At 61.5% G+C, this 7,222-nt stretch carries 6 protein-coding genes; 1 reads left to right on the plus strand and 5 read right to left on the minus strand.

What is annotated here, in order from left to right:
• The first annotated feature begins 311 nt into the window (after window positions 1-311).
• A complete protein-coding gene (locus tag QIW53_RS22790) occupies window positions 312-1,721 on the plus strand; it encodes a purine-cytosine permease family protein (protein WP_371051834.1) in 1,410 nt (469 codons plus the stop codon).
• Window positions 1,722-1,727: 6 nt separating this feature from the next.
• Here QIW53_RS22790 and QIW53_RS22795 read toward each other — a convergent pair whose 3' ends face one another.
• The 5 genes from QIW53_RS22795 to QIW53_RS22815 all read right to left on the minus strand — a co-directional run bounded on the left by QIW53_RS22795 (window position 1,728) and on the right by QIW53_RS22815 (window position 6,949).
• Window positions 1,728-2,705 (minus strand): TerC family protein, encoded by a 978-nt coding sequence (locus tag QIW53_RS22795; RefSeq protein ID WP_371051835.1) that lies wholly within the window; start codon window positions 2,703-2,705, stop codon window positions 1,728-1,730.
• 296 nt (window positions 2,706-3,001) lie between these two features.
• Window positions 3,002-4,156 carry an ABC transporter ATP-binding protein gene (locus QIW53_RS22800; RefSeq protein ID WP_371051836.1) on the minus strand — a complete coding sequence of 385 codons (1,155 nt, stop codon included), beginning with the start codon at window positions 4,154-4,156 and terminating at the stop codon, window positions 3,002-3,004.
• Window positions 4,157-4,172: 16 nt separating this feature from the next.
• Window positions 4,173-4,982 carry an ABC transporter permease gene (locus QIW53_RS22805; RefSeq protein ID WP_371051837.1) on the minus strand — a complete coding sequence of 270 codons (810 nt, stop codon included), beginning with the start codon at window positions 4,980-4,982 and terminating at the stop codon, window positions 4,173-4,175.
• A gap of 6 nt (window positions 4,983-4,988) precedes the next feature.
• Window positions 4,989-5,927, minus strand: coding sequence for an ABC transporter permease (locus QIW53_RS22810; protein WP_371051838.1), 939 nt, complete (start codon window positions 5,925-5,927; stop codon window positions 4,989-4,991).
• Window positions 5,924-6,949 carry an ABC transporter substrate-binding protein gene (locus QIW53_RS22815; RefSeq protein ID WP_371051839.1) on the minus strand — a complete coding sequence of 342 codons (1,026 nt, stop codon included), beginning with the start codon at window positions 6,947-6,949 and terminating at the stop codon, window positions 5,924-5,926. Before QIW53_RS22815 ends, QIW53_RS22810 begins: the two co-directional genes overlap by 4 nt.
• Between the last annotated feature and the right edge of the window lie 273 nt (window positions 6,950-7,222).

Here is a 7,222-nt window from a genome sequence, read left to right on the forward strand (position 1 = left end):
TGGCGTTGAAGCGGGTTTTTATGAATTTGTAGGTATGATGGTATACCGTAATACATTGTTTGCAAGCGCTTTTTCAGGTCTACCGATAAACGTATGTTTTCGCCGTTTCGCCCAATGATTACGGGGTTTTCGTCACATTTAACGCGCCGGTCATTCGTCAGGAAAGCGTATCAGAGGGGGTTTTAAAGGCCGGATCAGTCTTGTCAAAAGTTTGGAATACCATAATATGGCTCGCATCTGAGGGGGGCCAGAGAGCACCCCCGGTTTGGCTTCGTACAACTATAAGATCAGACAAACTCGAGTTCATGCACATGTCCCAGATGTCCCGGCAAGACCCCCTGATCGAGAATCACACGGTCGATTACGTCCCACTCGCGGAACGCCATGGGAAGGCCCGCGACCTGTTCACCTTATGGTTCAGCACCAACATTGCGCCACTGCCCATCGTCACCGGCGCCATGGTGGTCCAGGTGTTCCATCTCGACCTGTTCTGGGGGTTGCTGGCGATTGCCCTGGGGCACATGGTCGGCGGTCTGGTGATCGCCCTGGCGTCGGCGCAAGGTCCGCGCATGGGCATTCCGCAGATGGTGCAGAGCCGTGGCCAGTTCGGTCGCTACGGCGCGCTGCTGATCGTGTTCTTCGCGGCGATCATCTACATTGGCTTCTTCATTTCCAACATCGTGCTGGCCGGCAAGTCGATCGTCGGCATCGCGCCGTCGGTCCCGGTGCCGGCGAGCATCCTGATCGGCGCGCTCAGCGCCACGGCGATCGGGGTGATCGGTTATCGCTTCATCCACACCCTCAACCGCATCGGCACCTGGGTCATGGGCAGCGCCTTGCTCGCCGGGTTCCTCTACATCTTTGCCCATGATCTGCCGGCGGACTTCTTCACCCGTGGCGGTTTCAACCTCTCGGGCTGGCTGGCGACGGTGTCGCTGGGGATCATCTGGCAGATCAGCTTCTCGCCATACGTGTCGGACTATTCACGATACCTGCCGGCTGATATCGGCATTGCCCGCCCGTTTCTGGCCACGTACCTGGGCGCGACCCTGGGCACCATCCTGTCGTTCGCCTTTGGCGCGGTGGCCGTGCTGGCGACCCCGGAAGGCACCGAGGCGATGGCGGCGGTCAAGCAGTCGACCGGCTGGCTGGGGCCGATCCTGATGGTCCTGTTCCTGCTCAATATCATCAGCCACAACGCCTTGAATCTGTATGGCGCGGTGTTGTCGATCATCACCTCGATCCAGACCTTCGCCAGCCAATGGACCCCGAGCATCAAGGTGCGCGTGGTGCTGTCGAGCGTGGTGCTGGCCGGCTGCTGCCTGGTGGCGCTGGGTGCGACGGCAGACTTCATCTCGCAATTCATCGGCCTGATCCTGGCCCTGCTGCTGGTGTTGGTGCCGTGGGCGTCGATCAACCTGATCGACTTCTACCTGATCAAGCGCGGCTGCTACGACATCGCGTCGATCTTCCGCGCTGATGGCGGGATCTACGGTCGCTTCAACCTGCATGCGATCGTGGCCTATTTCATCGGCATCATCGTGCAGTTGCCGTTCGCCAACACTTCGCTGTACGTCGGTCCCTACGCCAACCTGGTGGAGGGGGCGGACCTGTCCTGGCTGGTCGGCCTGATCGTGACCTGCCCGCTGTATTACTGCCTGGCGACGCGGGGCAAGAGTCAGCCAATCCGCAAGTCGGCGCGCCTGGGTTACACCGACTGATCGCACTTACTGGGGTTGGGTGTGGTTCTCCTTGCGGGTGAGGATCAGGCTCAACACCACCGACCCCAGAATCACCACGCCCACCACCGCCAGCGACCACTCCACGGGCATGTGGAACCATGGCATCAACGTCATCTTGCCGCCGATGAACACCAGCACCAGGGCCAGACCGTACTTGAGCAAGTGAAAGCGGTCGGCCATGTCGGCGAGCAGAAAGTACAGGGCGCGCAGGCCCATGATCGCGAAGATGTTCGACGTGAAAATGATGAACGGGTCGGTGGTGACGGCGAAGATCGCCGGAATGCTGTCGACCGCGAACATCAGGTCGCTGGCCTCGATCAGCACCAGCACAAGGAACATCGGCGTCGCCCAGCGCACACCGTTGAGCACCACGAAAAAGCGTTCGCCGTGAAAGTCCTGGGTGATGCGCATGTGGCCGCGTATCCAGCGCAGCAGCGGGTTGTTGTCCAGGTCCGGTTGCTTGTCGGCGAACATCAGCATCTTGATTCCGGTGATGATCAGGAACACACCGAACACGTACAGCAGCCAGGTGAACTGCGACACCAGCCAGACGCCGGCGAAGATCATCGCCGCGCGCATCACGATCGCCCCGAGCACGCCGTACAGCAGCACTCGACGCTGCAACTGCGGCGGCACCGCAAAGTAGCTGAAGATCATCACGAACACGAACATGTTGTCGATCGACAGCGATTGTTCGATCAGATAGCCCGTGAGGAATTCGAGGGTCTTGTCGCGGGCAATCTCGGCGCCGAACTCGCCGTTCAGGTACCACCAGAGCAAGCCGGCAAACGCCAGCGCCAGCAGGCACCAGGCAATCACCCAGGCCCCGGCTTCGCGAACCGACACCCGATGGGCCTTGCGGCCACCGAAGACGAACAGATCCAGGGCCAGCATCGCCAGTACAAAGACGATGAAGGCGCCCCACATCCAGGGTTCACCGATATTGATGTGCGTGGCTGGCATGGGGCTCTCCCTGTCTGAACGTGTGGGTAGATGGAGGCCATGCTAGCGAAGGGTGTGTGGAAGAGAAAAATCGTTTATTTCGTCAAGATGGTTCAGTTTTTCCGAAGTATCGAAGTTCCCCCAGACCCTGTGGGAGCGAGCTTGCTCGCGATGACGCCCTGTCAGCCAACATCGATGCCGCTTGATCCACCGCCATCGCGAGCAAGCTCGCTCCTACAGGGGGAGGGGATAAAAACGGGGGCAAAAAAAGGCCGCCACAACCCGACGTTGTGGCGGCCCGAGGGTGACTCTTGGGGTCAGTGCGCGCCGGCGGCCTTGTTCAGGTCGCTTTCGGCCCACTCGGTGTACACGCAGGCATCGGCGGTGGCCCAGCGCACGCGGACCGGGTCGCCGGTCTTGAGCGGCATGCCCGCCGCCGACAGCGCCTTGACCGTCATCGAGGTGCCGCCCAGGGTTTTCACGGTGCAGGTCTGGCTTTCGCCGAGAAACAGCACCTCGCCGACAATTGCCGACACTTCGTTCCAGCCCGCTGCCAGTGGTTCCTGAGCCGCTTGCTCGACACTCAGCGCCAGCGCCTTTTCCGGGCGCACCATCAGCAGCACATCCTGATCGGTCTGCAGCCCGGACGTCAGGCGGATGGACAGCGACTGGCCTTCGAACGATGCCACGGCATTGCCCTGGGCCTTGAGCTTGAGGAAGTTCGAGTTGCCCAGGAACGACGCCACAAACGCATTCGGCGGGTTCTGGTACAGGTCATAGCCACTGCCCAGGCCGACGATCTTGCCGTGGCTGAAAATGGCGATGCGCTGGGACAGGCGCATGGCTTCTTCCTGGTCGTGGGTCACGTAGACGATGGTGATGCCAAGTCGCCGGTGCAACTGACGCAATTCGTCCTGCAGGTCTTCACGCAACTTCTTGTCGAGCGCACCGAGCGGTTCGTCCATCAGCAGGATGCGTGGCTCATAAACCAGCGCCCGGGCGATGGCGACGCGTTGCTGCTGGCCGCCGGACAATTGCGAAGGGCGGCGATGGGCGAAGGGTTCGAGTTGCACCAGCTTGAGCATGGCATCGACCCGGCGCTCGCGTTCGGCGCTGTCCAGCTTGCGGATCGCCAGCGGGAAGGCGATGTTGTCGCGCACCGACAGGTGCGGGAACAACGAATAACGCTGGAACACCATGCCGATGTCGCGCTTGTGCGGCGGCACGTTGACCAGGGATTTGCCGTCGACCAGGATTTCGCCGCTGCTGGGCGTTTCGAAGCCGGCGAGCATCGACAGGGTGGTACTTTTGCCCGAGCCGCTTGAGCCGAGGAAGGTCAGGAATTCACCCTCCTTGATGTCCAGCGCGATGTTGTCCACGGCGGCGAATTCGCCGTAGTACTTGTTCAGGTTGCGCAGGCTTACCAGGGGTTGGTCATTTTGCTGCGCGGCTTCTTTGATCACTGCACTCATGTCGTTCTCCTGGCGCTCAAGCGCTGATTTCATTGCGCCGGCGAAGGGCGGCGGCGATCACCATGACCAGGACCGAGAGGCCGATCAGCAGCGTCGAGGCGACGGCGATCACAGGCGTCAGGTCCTGGCGCAGGGTGGTCCACATTTTCACGGGAAGGGTTTGCAGGGTCGGGCTGGCCATCATCACGCTCAGCACCACTTCGTCCCACGAAACGAGGAAGGCGAAGAGGGCGCCGGCCACCATGCCCGGACGGATCGCCGGAAAGGTCACCTTGAACACCGCTTGCAGGCGCGAGGCGCCGCAGATCACCGCCGCATCCTCGATGGACTGGTCGAACAGCTTCAGCGAGTTGATGATCGAGATGATGGTGAATGGCAGCGCCACGATCACATGGCTGACCACGAAGGCGAACATGGTCCCGGTGTAACCCAGTTTGAGGAACAGCGCGTACACGGCCACCGCAATGATCACCAGCGGCACGATCATCGGCAGGGTGAACAGGCCGTAGAGCATTTCCCGTCCGGGGAAGCGCCCGCGCACCAGGGCGAACGCGGTCGGCAGGCCGAGGGCCACGGCGAAGAACGTGGTCAGCACCGCGACCTTGAGGCTGGCCATGGCCGCGTTCATCCAGTCGGCATTGGAAAAGAACTGGCCGTACCATTTCAGCGTCCAGCCCGGTGGCGGGAACACCAGCCACTGGGAGGAACCGAACGACAGCAGCACGATGAACACGATCGGCAACAGCAGGAACAGCGCGATCAGGCCCGTGGTGGCATAAAGGCCAAGGCGCATGCGCCGGCTCATCGCATTGGGGGTCAGGAGCATGACGGCTTACCTCGCGTTGCTGGCGCCAACCGGGGATTCCGGCTGAAGCTTCAGGTAGAAGTAGAACAGCACCAGCGTGATCACGATCAGCAACGCGGCGCCGGCGCTGGCCAGGCCCCAGTTGAGGAACGATTGCACCTGCTGAATGATGAACTCGGGCAGCATCATGTTCTGCGCCCCGCCCAGCAATGCCGGGGTGACGTAGTAACCGAGCGACATCACGAACACCATCAGCCCACCGGAGAACAGCCCCGGCCGGCACAGCGGCAGGAACACCCGGAAGAAGTTGGTCCACGGGCTGGCGCCGCAGATCGAGCCGGCCTGCAGGATCATCGGGTCGATGGCCTGCATGGTCGCCTGCAGGGGCAGTACGATGAACGGGATCATGATGTAGCTCATGCCGATCACTACGCCGGTCAGGTTGTGCACCATCTCCAGCGGTTGATCGATGATGCCCATCGCCATCAACGCCTTGTTGATCACCCCGGAGGCTTGCAGCAGCACCAGCCAGGAATAGGTGCGGGCGAGCAGGCTGGTCCACATCGACAGCAGCACGATGTTGAGGATCCAGCGCCCCCAGCCACGGGGCACGAGGGTGATGGCCCAGGCCAGCGGAAAGCCCAGCAGCAGGCTGAACAGGGTCACCAGCCCGGCCACGGAAAAGGTATTGATCAATACCCGGGCATACGCGGAGTTGGCGAACAGTTGTTCATAGTTGCCCAGGCCCGGCACCGGTTCGAGCACGCCGCGCAGCAGCAGGCCGATCAGCGGCGCGAGGAAGAACAGACCGAGGAACAGCAGGGCGGGGATCAGGTTGCTCGATCCGCGCCAGCGCCGGGCCAGGCTTGGGGTTTGATTGGCCGCTTTGCCAGGTGCCGCCCCGAGGGCGCCGGAGGCGCTCCCGGTCGGCGAGGATTGACGAGGCGCGGTTGCCGTCATTTTCATTTGACCAGCCATTCGTTCCACCGTGTCGCGATGGCTTGACCGTTCTTGGCCCAGTACGCGAAATCGAGAGTGATTTGATCCTTGGCATAAGCGGTCGGCAGGTTAGGGGCCAGCACCGAATCCAGGCGCGCCACGCTGTCGACGTTGACCGGGGCATAGGCGGTCAGGTTTGAAAAGTCGGCCTGCCCTTTGGCACTGCTGGCGTTGGCCAGGAATTTCATGGCCGCGTCCTTGTTCTTCGAGCCCTTGGGCACGACCAGAATGTCGGCCATGACCAGGTTCTGTTTCCAGCTCACGCCCACCGGCGCGCCATCTTCCTGCAAGGCGTGGATGCGGCCGTTCCAGAACTGGCCCATGCTCGCTTCGCCCGAGGCCAGCAGTTGTTGCGACTGCGCGCCGCCGCCCCACCAGACGATGTCTTTCTTGATGGTGTCGAGTTTCTTGAAGGCGCGGTCCAGGTCCAGCGGATAGAGCTTGTCGGCGGCGACGCCGTCGGCCAGCAGCGCCAGTTCCAGCACGCCAGGGCTTGGCCATTTGTAGAGGGCGCGCTTGCCGGGGTAGGTCTTGGTGTCGAACAGCGCGGACCAGTCCTGGGGTTTGCTGGCGCCGAGCTTGCCTTCGTTGTAGCCGAGGACGAAGGAGAAGAAGAACGAGCCGACGCCGTGGTCGGAAACGAATCGTGGATCGATCTTGTCGCGCTGGATGACAGAAAAGTCGAGGGGTTCGAGCAGGCCTTCGGCGGCGGCGCGCAGGGCGAAGTCGGCTTCGACGTCCACCACGTCCCACTGCACGTTGCCGCTTTCGACCATGGCTTTGAGTTTGCCGTAGTCGGTCGGGCCATCCTGGACCACGGTGATGCCGGTGGCCTTGCTGAACGGGTCGGCCCAGGCCTGCTTCTGCGCATCCTGGGTGCTACCGCCCCAGCTGACGAAGTTGACGCTTTCGGCCGCCATCGACGTCAGGCTGGTCACGCTCAGCAGTCCCGCAAAAAAGACTGCGGTTGCACGTTTGTTCAACACCATTTTCACGCCCTCATTGTTGTGTTTATGAGCGGGGCTTTTATGCCCGCCTATCGGGAGCAGTAGGTCCGTGCGGCCCCTGAAGGTCGTCCGGTCTATGGAATATCATATTATGGTATTCCAAACTTTGTGCAAGCATTTTGCCGTACCGGCTATCTGCTGAGCCTGATTTTTTTGTTTGAACTGTATTGCCTTTCAAACACACCATTACCCCTTGTGGGAGCGGGCTTGCTCGCGAATGCGGTGTGTCAGTAAAAAATTCACCGACTGATACGC

Source organism: Pseudomonas fluorescens (genome assembly GCF_041354075.1).
Lineage (GTDB): Bacteria > Pseudomonadota > Gammaproteobacteria > Pseudomonadales > Pseudomonadaceae > Aquipseudomonas > Aquipseudomonas fluorescens_CE.

What these genes read in the sequence shown, in the direction of transcription:
- QIW53_RS22810 (WP_371051838.1), bottom strand. Translation starts at nt 5,927, where the DNA reads ATGAAAATGACGGCAACCGCGCCTCGTCAATCCTCGCCGACCGGGAGC.
- QIW53_RS22795 (WP_371051835.1), bottom strand. Translation starts at nt 2,705, where the DNA reads ATGCCAGCCACGCACATCAATATCGGTGAACCCTGGATGTGGGGCGCC.
- QIW53_RS22790 (WP_371051834.1), top strand. Translation starts at nt 312, where the DNA reads ATGTCCCAGATGTCCCGGCAAGACCCCCTGATCGAGAATCACACGGTC.
- QIW53_RS22800 (WP_371051836.1), bottom strand. Translation starts at nt 4,156, where the DNA reads ATGAGTGCAGTGATCAAAGAAGCCGCGCAGCAAAATGACCAACCCCTG.
- QIW53_RS22805 (WP_371051837.1), bottom strand. Translation starts at nt 4,982, where the DNA reads ATGCTCCTGACCCCCAATGCGATGAGCCGGCGCATGCGCCTTGGCCTT.
- QIW53_RS22815 (WP_371051839.1), bottom strand. Translation starts at nt 6,949, where the DNA reads ATGGTGTTGAACAAACGTGCAACCGCAGTCTTTTTTGCGGGACTGCTG.